Here is a 13316-nt window from a genome sequence, read left to right on the forward strand (position 1 = left end):
CGTCATGCCGGCATTCCGTTTTGAAGCGATCGACGCCGCAGGCAAGGCGCAGAAGGGCGTCCTCGACGCCGACAGCGCGCGCGGCGCGCGCGGTCAGCTGCGCACGCAGGGTCTGACGCCGCTCGTCGTCGAGCCGGCCGCGACGCGCACGCGCGGCGAGCGCAGCCAGCGCCTCTCGCTGGGCCGCAAGCTTTCGCAGCGCGAGCAGGCGATCCTGACGCGGCAGCTCGCGAGCCTGCTGATCGCGGGTCTGCCCCTCGACGAAGCGCTCGCGGTGCTCACCGAGCAGGCCGAACGCGACTACATTCGCGAACTGATGGCTGCGATCCGCGCCGAAGTGCTCGGCGGGCATTCGCTCGCGAATGCGCTCGCGCAGCATCCGAAGGATTTTCCCGACATCTACCGCGCGCTCGTCGCCGCCGGCGAACATACCGGCAGGCTCGGCCTCGTGCTGTCGCGCTTGGCCGACTACATCGAGCAGCGCAATGCGCTCAAGCAGAAGATCGTTCTCGCGTTCACGTATCCGACGATCGTCACGATCATCGCGTTCGGCATCGTGACCTTCCTGCTGAGCTACGTCGTGCCGCAGGTGGTCAACGTGTTCGCGAGCACGAAGCAGAAGCTGCCGATTCTCACGGTGCTGATGATGGCGCTCTCGGATTTCGTGCGGCACTGGTGGTGGGCGATCCTGATTGCCGTGGTGGTGGTGGTCTACGTGGTGCGCGGCATTCTCAAGCAACCCGGGCCGCGCCTCGCGTTCGACCGGTGGCTGCTCACCGCGCCGCTCGCCGGCAAGCTCGTGCGCGGCTACAACACGGTGCGCTTCGCGAGCACGCTCGCCATTTTGACCGCGGCGGGCGTGCCGATTCTGCGCGCGCTGCAGGCGGCCGGCGAAACGCTCAGCAACCGCGCAATGCGCGGCAATATCGACGATGCAATCGTGCGCGTGCGCGAGGGCACGTCGCTCTCGCGCGCACTCGGCAATACAAAGACGTTTCCGCCGGTGCTCGTGCACCTGATCCGCTCGGGCGAGGCGACCGGCGACGTGACGACGATGCTGGACCGCGCGTCCGAAGGCGAAGCACGCGAGCTCGAGCGCCGGACGATGTTCTTGACCAGCCTTTTGGAGCCGCTCTTGATTCTGGCGATGGGCGGTGTGGTGCTCGTGATCGTGTTGGCCGTGATGCTGCCGATCATCGATCTGAACAATATGGTGCAGTAGTAGACGGGCAGGTACGTCGTGCGCGGCGCCGTGTTCAGCGTTCGGCCGCGCCGAACGCCGCAACACTCAGCGCACGTAGATCGTCGGACCGATGGGGTTCGCTGGCAGGAAGATTTCGGAACGCGCGCCGTTACGATCGACGATGATCGAGCGGGCCTTGACCTCGTCGAGCTTCACGCCCTGCATGATCGAGCTGCCGAGCGACACCGCGCGCGGCGGCTCGTCCCCGGCGCTGACGATGGCCGAGGCGCCTTCGCCGAGCGCGAGTATGCCGAACAGCTTGATGCTGCGGTTCACGTCGTGGGTGAGCTGACCGCCGAAGAGCGTCGCGGCGTCCTCGACCGCCACCGGCGCGCGCACCGAAGCCGCCTGCAGCGGCGGCGCCGGATGCGAGGTGAGCGTGATGGCCCAATAGGTGACGGTCGCGCAGAACACCGCGAACAGCGCCAAGGACAGAAGGCGAATCTGGAGAGCGTTCATGTGCGTCATTGTACGGACTAATGTGAATATTGCGATGTGTCGAAACCCTCCAACTGCGTGACATTACAATGAGCGGCCCGGACGCCCGAGCCGCCGGAGACAACGAGGCGCACAAGCGCTACGAGCTGGGTCGAACGCCTAATGTCTAGCGGGCGCGACCGGCATTCATCTTGGAAAGAGGTAGTTAGAAATGCATATGTGGACCATTCGCCGTAAGGAAGCCGTGGCACTGCGCGAACGCCGCCAGCGCGGCTTCACGCTGATCGAAATCATGGTGGTGATCGCGATTCTCGGCATTCTCGCCGCACTGATCGTGCCGAAGATCATGAGCCGTCCGGACGAAGCGCGCCGTGTAGCGGCCAAGCAGGACATCGGCACCGTCATGCAGGCGCTCAAGCTGTACCGCCTCGACAACGGCCGTTATCCGACGCAGGAGCAGGGCCTGCGCGCGCTGATCGAAAAACCGTCCACGGACCCGGTCCCGAACAACTGGAAGGACGGCGGTTACCTGGAGCGCCTGCCGAACGATCCCTGGGGCAATCCGTATCAGTATCTGAACCCCGGCGTGCACGGCGAAATCGACGTGTTCAGCTACGGCGCCGACGGCAAGCCCGGAGGCGAGGGCAACGACGCCGATATCGGGTCGTGGCAGTAGGCTGCGCCCGGCACGTCTAGGCATTGTTGCGTCCGGCATCGCTTTCGATCATGCGCCTATCCTCGCGAATTCGTGCTGGCCGTACCCTGGATGGCCGGATCCCCGGACGGCCGGCCCCCGGATCGCCGGCCGCCGGAAGGCCGGCCGCCGGCTTCACGCTGCTCGAAATGCTCGTGGTCCTCGTGATCGCGGGGCTTCTGGTTTCGCTGGCGGCGGTCACGATTTCGCGCAATCCGCGCACCGATCTGAACGAGCAGGCGCAGCGTCTCGCCCTGCTGTTCGAGTCCGCCGGCGACGAAGCGCAAGTGCGCGCGCGGCCCATCGCGTGGCAGCCGGTCAGCGGCGGCTATCGCTTCGACGTCCGCACCGAAGACGGCTGGCGTCCGCTGCGCGACGACATGTTCGCCCCGCGCGGCTGGGAAGGCGGCGTGACCGACGTGTCGATCGATTACCCCGGTTCCGACTTGCGCGCGAATCGCGTCGTGTTCGGCGTCGAGAGTATCGACGCGCCGGTGACCATCACGCTTTACTCCGCAGTCGGCCGCGCGACGATCGTCGGCACCGGCAACGGCCGCTACGAGGTGCGCTGAAATGAAACATCGCATGGCGCCGCCTGCTGGCCGGACCCCGGGAGGGCTGGCCCCGGATGGCCGTACCCCCGGAGCGCCGGCCCCGGATGGCCGTACCCCCGGCTTCACGATGATCGAAGTGCTCGTCGCGCTCGCGATCATCGCGGTTGCGCTGGCGGCGTCGCTGCGCGCAGTCGGCGCACTCGCGGCGAGCGAATCCGAACTGCACCAGCGGCTCCTCGCCGGCTGGAGCGCGGACAACACGCTCGCCCAACTGTATCTCGCGCACACGTGGCCGGAGATCGGCACGCAGACGTTCGATTGCTCGCAAGGCAACTTGCCGCTCACGTGCACGCAGCGCGTCAGCTCGACCCCGAACCCGGTATTCCGGCGTGTCGAGGTGTCGGTGACAACGCCAGGAAGCAACGGCACGCTCGCGCAATTGGTCACGGTGGTCCCGAATGAAACCAACCGTGCACTCTGACCGCCGCCTCGCGCGTCACCTTCGGCACCGCTCGATCGGCGGCTTCACGCTGATCGAGCTGATGGTGGCGATCGCGATTCTCGCGGTGATCGCGGTGCTGTCGTGGCGCGGGCTCGACCAGATCATCCGCGGCCGGCAGACCATCTCGAGCGCGATGGAAGACGAGCGCGTGTTCGCACAATTGTTCGACCAGATGCGCGTCGACACGCGCCAGGCCGCCACCGACGACGAAGTCGGCCAGCCGGCCATCTCGGTCGGCGGCGCGACGCTGCAGATCGTGCGCAACTTCGGGTTCGCGGGCGACCCGCCGCGGCTGCAAGTCGTCCGTTACGGCGTCGCCAACGGCCAGGTCACGCGCTACGCCTCGCCGCCGATCGGCAATGTCGGCGAGCTGCGGCGCGCGCTGCGAGGCGGCACCGGCGACTGGAACGCGGTGCCGCTGATCGGCGGCGTCGGCTCGATTTCGGCGCGCCTGTATGTGCCGAAGCTCGGCTGGACGACGCAGATGGCCGACGTCGAAGCCGAGATCCGCCGCAACGACAACAACCTCAAGGTGCCGCAGCTCGGCAACGCGCCGCTGCCGCGCTCGGTGACGGGGCTTGAAGTGAGCATCGGCGCGACCTCGCTGCACGTGCCGATCACGCGCGTGTTTCTGATCGGGGAATGACGATGCGCCCACGTCGATCCCAACCCTCGCAACAAACCGGCGCCGCGATCATCACCGCCCTGCTGGTGGTCGCGCTGTCGGCGATTCTGGTATCGGGGATTCTGTGGCGTCAGCAGGTGCAGATCCGGCGCATCGAGAATCAGCGGCTCGTCTCGCAGGCGCAATGGGTCGCGCGTGGCGCGCTCGACTGGACGCGCCTGATTCTGCGCTCGGAAGCCGATACGTCGGCCGGCATCACATATCTCGGCGGCGTCTGGGGCGTGCCGATCGCCAAGACGCGTTTGTCGGACTTTCTCGGCCAGATCGGCCAATCCGGCGCTGGCCAAGGCGCGCAGACGTATTTGTCGGGCTCGATCGAAGACGCGCAGGCGAAGTTCAATCTGCGCAATCTCGTTTCGATTCCCGCGCCGGGCGCGCTCCAAATCGACATCGAACAGGTCCAGGCTCTTCAGCGGCTGATGTCGCTTCTGGGCTTGAACGGCCAGCTCGCGAAGAATGTCGCGGTGCAAGTGCGCGCGAGCCTGAAGCAATCGGCGACCCGTTTTCAGATGGGGAACAACGGCGTGGGGGTGCCGGCATCCGGCGTCCTGGCGCCGCAGCTGGCGGGCGCGATAGGCGGCAACAGCTTCACCGACAACCCCGGTCTTTCCGACACCGACGACAACGCTGCCGTCGCGCCGCTGCAAATGACGAGCGTCGATTCGCTGTTGAACGTGCCGGGCTTCACGCCTGAAATGGTCGCGCGGCTGCGCCCCTTTGTGACCGTGCTGCCGACGCAAACCGCGGTCAACATGAACACCGCGAGCGCCGAGGTGATCGCGGCCATCGTGACGGGCATGAGCCTGTCGAGTGCGCAGGCGCTCGTCGCGCGGCGCGAGACGGTGTTTTTCCGCAATATCGGCGATATCACGCTCGCGCTTCAGGCTGCGGGCACACAGACGGCGGCGGCCGATACGAGCCTGATGGATGTGACGACGAGTTATTTTCTGGTCCACGGACGCGTGCAGCACGAACGCGCGGAACTGGACCGCACGACGCTCGTGTATCGCGATGCGCTGACCCACACCACCCGCATCGTGCGCGTGAGCGACCAGCTATAAATATGAACGTGAACGCCCCCAGACCAGGAGAGAGTGCACTTTGAGCACCTTGATCGTCTTTCTGCCGCCGCGTGATCCGGCGGTGCCGTCGCAGGAATGGCAACTGCCGGAGACGGCGTTTCTGCTTCTCGACAAGGGCGGCCGCACCCAGCGCGCCGGACGCGCGGCGCTTTCGCTGTTGCCGCGCGCGTCGTCGACGGTGCTGATTCTCGCCGCGCGCGACGTGCTGATGCTGCGTGCCGCCGTGCCGCCTCTGAAGGGGCCGCGCTTGCGGCAGGCGCTGCCGAACGTCGTCGAGGATCAACTGATCCAGGACCCGCAGACGTGCCACATCGCGCTCGATCCGCAGTCGCCGGGCGACGGCGCGCGCGTGCTCGCGGTGATCGATCGCGGCTGGTTCCGCTTCATCGTCGAAGCGTTCGGCGCGGCCGGGCACCGCAATGTGCGCGCCGTGCCGGTCACGCGTTGCCTGCCGGTTCCGGCGCTGGCCGAAGGGATGCCGACGGCGGTTGGCGAGGCGCTCGAGGAGGCGTCCGCTGCAGCGCAGGACGCTGCCGTCGCGCACGCGGTCGCGCCGACGGTGGTGCCGATTGTCGCGGCGGTGCTCGGCACGGTCGTCGAGCACACGGCGGCGCTCTTTGCCGAAGTCACGGAGACGTCCGGCGCGGCGGCGCCGTCGATCGAAGCGCACGAGCCGCGCGTCGAGCTTGCGCTTGCGCGCGGTGCGCACGGCGAGGGGCTCGCGGTGCCCGCGTCGGCGGTCGGCGCGACGCTGGCCGCGCTGGCCGGCGACGCGCCCGTCACGCTCTACGAGCTCGCCGACATGCCCGGCAGCGAGCCGCGCCTGTCGTCGGTCTCGCAAGCGCCGCAGTCTCGCGCGGGCTTGCCCGGCGCCACATCGTTGCCGTTCGAGACGCTCGCGCGCCGCGCGCTCGATTGCCGTTTCGATCTGTGCCAGTTCGAGTTCGAGGCGCGTCCGTGGCGGCTCGATCGCGCAACGCTGCGGCGCCTGCGCCTGCCCGTGACGCTCGCGGTGGCATCGATCGTGGTCGCGGTGATCGGGATGAACGTGCAGTGGCTGATGCTCGCGCGCCAGCGCGACGCGCTCAACGCGCAGATGACCGAACTCCTGCTCAACGCCTTCCCAAAGACGACGGTCGTGCTCGACGCGCCCGATCAGATGTCGCGCCAGCTCGATCAACTGCGCGTCGCGGCGGGCGAGTTGTCGCCGAGCGACTTCCTGTCGCTTGCCGCGGGCCTCGCGCATTCGCTCGGGCCGGTGCCGGTCAATGGCGTGGCCGCGCTCGACTATAACGACCGGCGGCTCGACGTCACGTTCAAGCCTGAAACCAAGGTCGATCCCGACTTCACCCAGCGCCTCGCGCGCAACGGACTCTCGGGCGAAATCGACAGCAGCACCGGCAAATGGGCGATCAGGAACGCACCATGAAGACAGCATTTGCGGATAGCTGGGCAACGTTTTGGGAAGCGCGCACCGCGCGCGAAAAGACGCTCATCACGTGGGGCGGCGCGGTGCTGGCCGTCGTGATCGCGTATTCGGTGCTGTGGGCGCCGGCGCAGGCCGGGCGCGCGCACTTGCGCGAGACGTTGCCGGAGATGCAGCGCAAGGTCGCGGCGATGACCGCGCAAGCCGACGAGGCGCGCACGCTCGCCGTCGCGGCGCAGGGCGTGGCGCCGACAGGCGGCGCGCTGAAGAGCGCGCTGGCCGCGTCGCTGACCGACCACGGGCTGAATGCGGTGCAGGTCGAAATGGCCGGCAACGCCGTCCAGGTCCAATTGAAGAACGCGTCGTTCCCGACCTGGACGATGTGGCTCGACGACGTGCGCAAGCAATACAAAGTCCAGGTATCCGAAGCGCATATCACAGCGCTCAAGGCCGACGGTCAGGTGGACCTCACTGCGTCGCTGCAGCCGGCGGCCGGTTCCAGCTCGGCTCGATGACCGCTCGTCGATAAGGATCACCGATGAAGTTATGGATGTGGCGTCTGCGGGTCTTCGCGCCCTGGCTGGCGATCGCCGTCGTGTCGTGCGGCATCACGCTGATCGTGATGCTGCCCGCGGCGTGGATCACGCCGCAGTTCGCGAAAGAGACGCAAGGGCACGTGAATTTGATCGAGCCGTCCGGCTCGCTCTGGCATGGCTCGGCCGCGCTGATGCTCGCGGCCGGCTCGGATTCGAGCACGGCTACGCTGTTGCCGGGGCGCATCGAGTGGCATACGGCGTTTTGGCCGTTGTTGACGGGCCGTTTGCAGATGCGCATGAAGCAGTCGGACGCAATGCCGGACCCTGTGACATTCGAGGCGACATCCAAAGGCGCAGGGCTGTCGGGCGGCAGTCTCGCCGTGCCGGCGGCGCTCTTGGCCGGACTCGGCGCGCCGTTCAACACGCTCGACCTGCAAGGCGACGTGAACTTGACCTGGTCCGAATGGCGGGTTCTCGGGCAGAAGCCGTTCGGTCAACTGATCGTGACGCTCACCGATATGTCGTCGCGCGTTTCGCGCGTGAAGCCGCTCGGGTCCTATCGGATGGTGTTTCAGGCCCAAGGGGTTTCGTCGACGCTCGATCTGTCGACGCTCAAGGGCCCGTTGCAATTGCAGGGCCACGGCACGATGGCGGGCGGGATGACGCAGTTTCAGGGTGAGGCGAGCGCCGAGCCCGATCAGCGCGACAATCTCGCGGGCCTGCTTAATCTGCTCGGACGGCCGACGGGCGCGGGCGTCGTCGCGCTGACATTTATGCACTAGGGCCGCGAGCGCGCTCGTCCATCAAGCGAAACGGCAGCCTGATCAGGCTGCCGTTTTCTTTCGCTCGGTTCCTGTTTCTACTTCTGCGCGACCGGCACCGGGGCGGTCACGCCGCCGGTTTCGCGATCCATCTGCGCCGTATCCCAGCCGCCGCCGAGCGCCTTCACGAGCCCCACCGACGACACCATCCGCTGGCCTCCCAACGTGACGAGCTTCTGCTCGGCCGTAAACGCGGTGGTCTGCGCGGTCAGCACGCTCACATACGCGACCGTGCCCGCTTTGTACTCGTTGGCCGTGATCGCGAGCGCCTGTCGCGCCGAGTCGACTGCCTGCTTCTGCACGACGACCTCGTTCGCGAGAATGCGCTGCGACGCGAGGTTGTCCTCGACGTCCTGGAATGCGGCGAGCACGGTCTGCCGGTAGACCGCAACTTGCTGATCGTAGGCGGCGCGGGCCGCTTCGGTCTGGGCGCTGCGCAAGCCGGCGTCGAAGAGCGTCGCGGCGAGCTGCGGCCCGACGGTCCAGAAGCGCGACGGCAGCGTCAGCAATTGCGACCACGCGGAGCTTTCGAAGCCGCCTTGCGCGGATAGCGTGAGCGTCGGGAAGAACGCCGCGATCGCGACGCCGATCTGCTCGTTCGCCTCGGCGGCCTTGCGCTCGGCCGACGCGATGTCAGGCCGGCGCTCGAGCAGCGCGGACGGGAGCTGCATCGGCACGTCGGGCGGCACGGCGGTCAGCGGCGAGGGCGGAATCGAGAACGTCGACGCCGGCTCGCCGACCAGCACCGCAATCGCGTGCTCGTCCTGCGCGCGGGCGACGCCATTGTCGATCGCGGCGGCCTGCGCCGATTGGAACTGCGTTTGCGCGGTGATCACGTCCGAGCGCGCGGCCACGCCGACCGCGTACTGATTCTGCGTGAGCTTCAACGCTTGCTCGTAGGAGGCGACGGTGTCGTCGAGGAGCTTCTGCTGCGAATCGAGCGCGCGCAGCGAGAAGTAGGTTTGCGCGAGCGTCGCCTGAGCGGACAGACGCGCGTTCGCGAGATCGGCGGCGGCGCTTTGCTGCCCGGCCTTCTGCGCGCCGACTTGACGGCTCACCTTGCCCCACAGGTCCGGCTCCCACGACGCATCGAGCGAGACGCTGTAGTTGTTGGTGATCGTCGACGACGAGTTGCCGCTGCCGACCTGCGTGCTGCCCTGGAACCTCGACGGCTGCCCGGAGCGCGAGCCGCTCGCCGAGAGCCCGACGGTCGGAAAGTACGCCGCGCGCGCCTCGGAGACGAGCGCACGCGCCTGGCGGTAAGCCGCCGCGAATTGCGCGACGGTCTGGTTGGCGGTGTTCAGCTTGTCGATCAGCGCGTTCAGCTGCGGATCGTCATAGACCTTCCACCAGTCGCCGCGGTCGGACTGATCGGACGGCTGCGCGACCTTCCAGCCTTCGGGGGTTTCCTTGTACGACGCCGGCACGGCCGCCGCCGGACGCTGATAGTTCGGACCGACGGCGCAGCCCGCGAACGCAATCGCCGCTGCCGTCGCGACGGCGAGGGTCAAGACACGCGGGATGCCCGCGCGCGAGTGCGGGATTCGATGACGCTGCATGCAATGGATTCCTGTCGATTCGGCCGTCGCCCGATATGCGCCTGACGAGTGCGCGGATGAGCGACGAAGGCTGCCGCCGGGTTTGCCGGCGCCCGCGCGCTTGACGTGGCTGGGGCGGCTAGGGCGGCAACGGACGGCGAAGCCCGAATGGTAACTTACGAGTGCCCCCGGACTTGGCGCGGCGCGTCAGGTCCTCCGAGGGTTGAGAGACGCGCGGTACCGCGCGTTCGGAGGCAAGCGAAAGCTAGAGGGTAATGTGCCAGCCCTGCGCCGTGTGTTACGGATCGGTTACGGGCCGGCGAGGCGGGTTACGAGGCGTTACGGCCGAAGCGTGGCTTGGGCGTAAGGCGCGCGAGCGTCGACGCGCGGCTGGCGGACCTTCGCTTGGCCTTGTTGATGGCGCCGATGATCGAACCACGCGATGAGCGCCACCAAGACCGACCCGCCCGGCAGCACGAACATCGCCGCGAAGAACGCGAGCTTCCACCAGCGATGCGGGCCTTGGAAGGCGTGGAGTGCCGAATCGTGGAGGTGGCGGCCAAGGCCGTTCAGGGCGTTCTTCAAGTACTGCATGGGAAATCCTTGTGTGCATCGGCGCGGGATGCCGCGCGGTGAGGCGGTTAGAACATTGTCTCGGCGGCGCGATATCGCGCGTAACTGGTTGCATAGAATAATATTGACTATGCAAGTAAATCTCAAGATACTTCGCACACTGCATCCGTGGAGTGTTGCTAATCAGCACGTCGGGCGGCGGGTTGTGCAGCGGTTTTCCTGTCTAGGCAGGTAAACTTCTCACCGTCTTCCCGGCTGCCGGTTTATGAGTCCCATGAGTGACGACCTCTACGATCCCGACGAGATCCAGCTCGAATCGAGTCTCGGCTACTACCTGACCAAAGCACGCAACGTGCTGATGGACCGGATGGACCGCGCGCTCGAGCCGCTCGACCTGACTTCGCAGCAGGTCGGCGTCGTGCTGCTGCTTGCGAACGGCCGGGCCCGGACCTCGCAGGAGCTCTCTCGCGCGCTGTCGTATGACAGCGGGTCGATGACGCGCATGCTCGATCGTCTCGAGAAGAAGGGGCTGATCGTGCGTAACCGGAGCGCCGCGGACCGGCGTGTCGTGTGTCTCGCGCTGACTGAGCAGGGGATTGCCGCCTCGCGCCAGCTGCCCCGGTTGGGCGCCGCGGCGCTGAACGAGCAGTTGCGCGGTTTTTCGGCCGATGAGCTGGGAACGATGATCGGACTGCTCGCGCGTTTCATCGCCAACGGTCCGGAGGGTTCGATCGCGTCGTGTCTCGGTGATCGGGCGGATGCCGCAGATGAGCCGCAAGCGGGGAGCGCCAAGCAGAACCCGGCGTAGAGGCGAGGCCCGCGCAGCGCTCGCGGCCGGCAGCAGCGCTTAGGCAATTCGCTCGATATACGGGCTGCGAGCGCCGAAGTATCGTCTGAACTATAGGTGGCTGCCAGGCACTTAGCTGTCTGGGCAGATAATGCGGTGGCATGAAAATTGAGCCTCTTCGGCTCGCGAAATAAGTGCAAGGACAAGGTTTCCATTGCACGCACGGAGGTAATTCGAATGACCAGCACCGCAGCTTCCGACGTCCCGGCGCCCGACGCATCGTCGGGCGCCGAGGGCGGCTTGGCGCCCTTGCAAGGCGGCACGCTTGCGCTTCTGACGGTCGGGCTCGCGCTCGGCACCTTCATGGAAGTGCTCGATACGTCGATCGCGAACGTCGCGGTGCCGACGATCTCGGGCAGCCTCGGCGTCGCGTCGAGCCAGGGCACGTGGGTGATTTCGTCGTATTCGGTCGCGTCGGCCATCGCTGTGCCGCTGACCGGCTGGCTCGCGCGCCGCGTGGGGGAAGTGCGGCTTTTCACGCTTTCCGTGCTGCTCTTCACGATCGCGTCGGCGCTCTGCGGCTTCGCGCAGAACTTCGAGTCGCTGATCGCATTCCGGCTGTTGCAGGGGCTCGTCTCGGGCCCGATGGTGCCGCTTTCGCAGACGATCCTGATGCGCAGCTACCCGCCCGCCAAACGCGGTCTGGCGCTCGGGCTCTGGGCGATGACGGTGATCGTCGCGCCGATCTTCGGGCCGGTCATGGGCGGCTGGATCACCGACAACTACACCTGGCCGTGGATCTTCTACATCAATGTGCCGATCGGCGTGTTCTCCGCCGTCTGCGCGTACTTCCTGCTGCGCGGCCGCGAGACGAAGACCACCCGACAGCGCATCGACGCGATCGGTCTCGCGCTTCTCGTGATCGGCGTGTCGTGTCTGCAGATGATGCTCGATCTCGGCAAGGACCGCGACTGGTTCAACTCGAACTTCATCCTGGCGCTCGCGATCATCGCGGCCGTGTCGCTCGCGTTCATGCTCGCGTGGGAGGCGACCGAGAAAGAGCCGGTCGTCGACTTGTCGCTGTTCAAGGACCGCAACTTCGCGCTCGGCGCGATGATCATCTCGTTCGGCTTCATGGCGTTCTTCGGCTCGGTCGTGATCTTTCCGTTGTGGCTGCAGACGGTGATGGGCTACACGGCCGGGCTCGCCGGCCTGGCGACCGCGCCCGTCGGGCTGCTCGCGCTCGTGCTGTCGCCGATGATCGGGCGCAATATGCACCGGCTCGATTTGCGGATGGTGGCGAGCTTCGCGTTCGTCGTGTTCGCGGTCGTGTCGTACTGGAACTCGACGTTCACGCTCGATGTGCCGTTCAATCACGTGATCCTGCCGCGGCTCGTGCAGGGCATCGGCGTCGCGTGCTTCTTCGTGCCGATGACGACGATCACGCTCTCCAGCATCTCCGACGAGCGGCTCGCAAGCGCGTCGGGCTTGTCGAATTTTCTGCGGACGTTGTCGGGCGCGATCGGCACCGCGGTCAGCACGACGTATTGGGAAAACGACGCGATCTATCACCACGCGGTGCTGGCCGAATCGGTGAGCCAGTATTCACAGAACACCAACGACTTCAGCGGCGCCCTTTCGAATCTCGGGTTTGCCGGCGGCAGTCTCACGGCTCAGCTCAACCAGATCGTCACGACCCAGGGCTACATGATGGCGACCAACGATTTCTTCCGGATTTCGTGCGTCGGCTTCGTTGCGCTCGCGTTGCTGGTCTGGGTCACGAAGCCGCGCAAGGGCGCCGGTCCGGCGATGGGGCACTGAGCCGGTCGGACAAATCCGTGCGCAGCAGCGGTGGCCGCGATGGCGGCGGGGCGAAGCTGCCGGGCCCGCCCGGCTCGCTCGCCGGTGCGGCGGCCGGCGCGCCCGATCCCGCTCTCACGTAGCGCTTGAAGTCCGCGCCCGCCTGCCACGGATTCGGATCGCAGCCGAACATGCTGTCGCAATGCGCGGCAAAGCCGATCGTCGCCGTGCCGTCGTGATTCGGCGTCAGCGTGATTTCGTAGGCGAGCGAGCGGCTGCCGCCGGCCGGCCCCACCGTCTGGATCAGCGAATCAGTGGACGTTTGCAGTGCGTAGCTCGCGTGATTCGCGACCCACGTCCGCGCCCGCTGCCACCAGGCGGCGCATTCCGTCGGCGTTTGGCAAGTAAGCGGTTCGGTGGCGGTCTGCATCGTGTCCGGGCTGACCTGACCGGTCGATGAACAGCCGGAGAGCAGCGCCAGCAGCGCGATCAAAAGCACTCGTTTCATCGGGACTCTCCCCCTTTTGTCCGGCGAATCGCGGACAAATCGAGTGAGCGCGGCGCGATATTTGCGCCGCGCTTCTTGCGATGACACAAGGTTGGACCGTCAACGGCTAAGCGCGTTTCGCGCGCGTCG

At 66.8% G+C, this 13316-nt stretch carries 15 protein-coding genes; 11 read left to right on the top strand and 4 right to left on the bottom strand.

Features of this window, described 5'->3' with window-relative positions; genetic code table 11:
- Positions 1-4 precede the first annotated feature (4 nt).
- Complete coding sequence (gene gspF, locus FAZ95_RS21765; RefSeq protein WP_137334336.1) at positions 5-1222, top strand: type II secretion system inner membrane protein GspF; 1218 nt, start codon at positions 5-7, stop codon at positions 1220-1222.
- Positions 1223-1288: 66 nt separating this feature from the next.
- Here the strand turns inward: gspF and FAZ95_RS21770 are convergent, their stop codons facing one another.
- Complete coding sequence (locus tag FAZ95_RS21770; RefSeq protein WP_137334337.1) at positions 1289-1702, bottom strand: type II secretion system protein N; 414 nt, start codon at positions 1700-1702, stop codon at positions 1289-1291.
- Between the two features lie 190 nt (positions 1703-1892).
- Between FAZ95_RS21770 and gspG the strand changes: the two genes are divergently transcribed.
- The 8 genes from gspG (at position 1893) to FAZ95_RS21810 (ending at position 7942) form a co-directional block, all read left to right on the top strand.
- Positions 1893-2357 (top strand): type II secretion system major pseudopilin GspG, encoded by a 465-nt coding sequence (gene gspG / locus FAZ95_RS21775; RefSeq protein ID WP_137334338.1) that lies wholly within the window; start codon positions 1893-1895, stop codon positions 2355-2357.
- Positions 2358-2407: 50 nt separating this feature from the next.
- Positions 2408-2947 carry a GspH/FimT family pseudopilin gene (locus FAZ95_RS21780; RefSeq protein WP_137334339.1) on the top strand — a complete coding sequence of 180 codons (540 nt, stop codon included), beginning with the start codon at positions 2408-2410 and terminating at the stop codon, positions 2945-2947.
- Between the two features lie 109 nt (positions 2948-3056).
- Positions 3057-3410: a type II secretion system minor pseudopilin GspI gene (gspI, locus tag FAZ95_RS21785; protein WP_254699952.1), complete on the top strand. Its 354-nt coding sequence runs from the start codon at positions 3057-3059 to the stop codon at positions 3408-3410.
- A complete protein-coding gene (locus tag FAZ95_RS21790; protein WP_137334341.1) occupies positions 3388-4077 on the top strand; it encodes a PulJ/GspJ family protein in 690 nt (229 codons plus the stop codon). Before gspI ends, FAZ95_RS21790 begins: the two co-directional genes overlap by 23 nt.
- Positions 4074-5177, top strand: coding sequence for a type II secretion system minor pseudopilin GspK (gspK, locus tag FAZ95_RS21795; protein WP_137334342.1), 1104 nt, complete (start codon positions 4074-4076; stop codon positions 5175-5177). Before FAZ95_RS21790 ends, gspK begins: the two co-directional genes overlap by 4 nt.
- A gap of 40 nt (positions 5178-5217) precedes the next feature.
- On the top strand, positions 5218-6627 hold the full coding sequence (gene gspL / locus FAZ95_RS21800; protein ID WP_137334343.1) for a type II secretion system protein GspL: 1410 nt from the start codon (positions 5218-5220) through the stop codon (positions 6625-6627).
- Entirely contained in the window at positions 6624-7139 is a 516-nt protein-coding gene (locus FAZ95_RS21805; RefSeq protein WP_137334344.1) for a type II secretion system protein M, read from the top strand. The genes gspL and FAZ95_RS21805 overlap by 4 nt, the downstream gene beginning before the upstream one ends.
- Positions 7140-7162: 23 nt before the next feature.
- On the top strand, positions 7163-7942 hold the full coding sequence (locus tag FAZ95_RS21810) for a type II secretion system protein N (RefSeq protein WP_137334345.1): 780 nt from the start codon (positions 7163-7165) through the stop codon (positions 7940-7942).
- Positions 7943-8019: 77 nt separating this feature from the next.
- Here FAZ95_RS21810 and FAZ95_RS21815 read toward each other — a convergent pair whose 3' ends face one another.
- Together FAZ95_RS21815 and FAZ95_RS21820 are read right to left on the bottom strand one after the other, a co-directional pair.
- Entirely contained in the window at positions 8020-9540 is a 1521-nt protein-coding gene (locus tag FAZ95_RS21815; RefSeq protein WP_137334346.1) for an efflux transporter outer membrane subunit, read from the bottom strand.
- 318 nt (positions 9541-9858) lie between these two features.
- The gene (locus FAZ95_RS21820; protein ID WP_437437714.1) at positions 9859-10113 is read right to left on the bottom strand and encodes a hypothetical protein; all 255 of its coding nucleotides are present in this window, start codon (positions 10111-10113) and stop codon (positions 9859-9861) included.
- Positions 10114-10366: 253 nt separating this feature from the next.
- On the opposite strand from FAZ95_RS21820, the gene FAZ95_RS21825 reads away from it, so the two are divergent.
- Entirely contained in the window at positions 10367-10900 is a 534-nt protein-coding gene (locus FAZ95_RS21825) for a MarR family winged helix-turn-helix transcriptional regulator (protein WP_137334347.1), read from the top strand.
- A gap of 216 nt (positions 10901-11116) precedes the next feature.
- A complete protein-coding gene (locus FAZ95_RS21830; RefSeq protein ID WP_175425666.1) occupies positions 11117-12700 on the top strand; it encodes a DHA2 family efflux MFS transporter permease subunit in 1584 nt (527 codons plus the stop codon).
- Here the strand turns inward: FAZ95_RS21830 and FAZ95_RS21835 are convergent.
- A complete protein-coding gene (locus FAZ95_RS21835) occupies positions 12657-13187 on the bottom strand; it encodes a hypothetical protein (RefSeq protein WP_175425667.1) in 531 nt (176 codons plus the stop codon). The genes FAZ95_RS21830 and FAZ95_RS21835 overlap by 44 nt on opposite strands.
- Positions 13188-13316 lie beyond the last annotated feature (129 nt).

Origin of the sequence: Trinickia violacea (genome assembly GCF_005280735.1) — a bacterium.
Classification (GTDB): domain Bacteria; phylum Pseudomonadota; class Gammaproteobacteria; order Burkholderiales; family Burkholderiaceae; genus Trinickia_A; species Trinickia_A violacea.

What these genes read in the sequence shown, in the direction of transcription:
- FAZ95_RS21815 (WP_137334346.1), bottom strand. Translation starts at nt 9,540, where the DNA reads ATGCAGCGTCATCGAATCCCGCACTCGCGCGCGGGCATCCCGCGTGTC.
- gspG (WP_137334338.1), top strand. Translation starts at nt 1,893, where the DNA reads ATGCATATGTGGACCATTCGCCGTAAGGAAGCCGTGGCACTGCGCGAA.
- FAZ95_RS21780 (WP_137334339.1), top strand. Translation starts at nt 2,408, where the DNA reads ATGCGCCTATCCTCGCGAATTCGTGCTGGCCGTACCCTGGATGGCCGG.
- FAZ95_RS21835 (WP_175425667.1), bottom strand. Translation starts at nt 13,187, where the DNA reads ATGAAACGAGTGCTTTTGATCGCGCTGCTGGCGCTGCTCTCCGGCTGT.
- FAZ95_RS21830 (WP_175425666.1), top strand. Translation starts at nt 11,117, where the DNA reads ATGACCAGCACCGCAGCTTCCGACGTCCCGGCGCCCGACGCATCGTCG.
- FAZ95_RS21805 (WP_137334344.1), top strand. Translation starts at nt 6,624, where the DNA reads ATGAAGACAGCATTTGCGGATAGCTGGGCAACGTTTTGGGAAGCGCGC.
- gspK (WP_137334342.1), top strand. Translation starts at nt 4,074, where the DNA reads ATGACGATGCGCCCACGTCGATCCCAACCCTCGCAACAAACCGGCGCC.
- gspI (WP_254699952.1), top strand. Translation starts at nt 3,057, where the DNA reads ATGATCGAAGTGCTCGTCGCGCTCGCGATCATCGCGGTTGCGCTGGCG.
- FAZ95_RS21810 (WP_137334345.1), top strand. Translation starts at nt 7,163, where the DNA reads ATGAAGTTATGGATGTGGCGTCTGCGGGTCTTCGCGCCCTGGCTGGCG.
- FAZ95_RS21770 (WP_137334337.1), bottom strand. Translation starts at nt 1,702, where the DNA reads ATGAACGCTCTCCAGATTCGCCTTCTGTCCTTGGCGCTGTTCGCGGTG.
- FAZ95_RS21790 (WP_137334341.1), top strand. Translation starts at nt 3,388, where the DNA reads ATGAAACCAACCGTGCACTCTGACCGCCGCCTCGCGCGTCACCTTCGG.
- FAZ95_RS21820 (WP_437437714.1), bottom strand. Translation starts at nt 10,113, where the DNA reads ATGCAGTACTTGAAGAACGCCCTGAACGGCCTTGGCCGCCACCTCCAC.
- gspF (WP_137334336.1), top strand. Translation starts at nt 5, where the DNA reads ATGCCGGCATTCCGTTTTGAAGCGATCGACGCCGCAGGCAAGGCGCAG.
- FAZ95_RS21825 (WP_137334347.1), top strand. Translation starts at nt 10,367, where the DNA reads ATGAGTGACGACCTCTACGATCCCGACGAGATCCAGCTCGAATCGAGT.